This is a genomic window from Rothia nasisuis, from assembly GCF_928381405.1.
Classification (GTDB): Bacteria; Actinomycetota; Actinomycetes; order Actinomycetales; family Micrococcaceae; genus Rothia; species Rothia nasisuis.
On record NZ_CAKMSB010000056.1, the window covers coordinates 1 to 411 of the forward strand.

At 27.7% G+C, this 411-nt stretch carries 1 protein-coding gene; it reads left to right on the top strand.

Annotated features, from left to right (window positions below; all coding sequences use genetic code 11):
* Positions 1-411: MerR family transcriptional regulator (locus tag L6966_RS12010; protein ID WP_237233475.1), on the top strand; the 411-nt coding region annotated here is incomplete at both ends.

Sequence of the window (411 nt, forward strand, 5' to 3'; positions counted from 1 at the left end):
AATATGGCTTATGCTATAAAAAAAGTAGAAAAAGAAACAAAAATTAGTGCTCATACTTTAAGATTTTGGGCTAAAAAAGGTTTGTTTCCTTTTGTTCAAAAAGATGAAAATAGTGTGAAATATTTTTCAAAAAGCGATATAGAATGGGTAAAATGGATAGAATGGCTTAGAATTTCAGGTATGCCAATAGAACAAATCAAACATTATATAAAACTTTGCTCTTTGGGTATAAAAACTGCTAAAGAAAGACAAGAGATGTTAAAGCAAACAAAGAAAAAATTACAAAACCAGATTAAAACATTAAAAGAAAGTGAAAAAGTTTTAAGCAAAAAGATAAAAATTTATGAAGAAATGCTTGCAAATGAAGTCGATGGGTTTAATCCAGAAAGCAAGGACTATCAACCTTGTGAT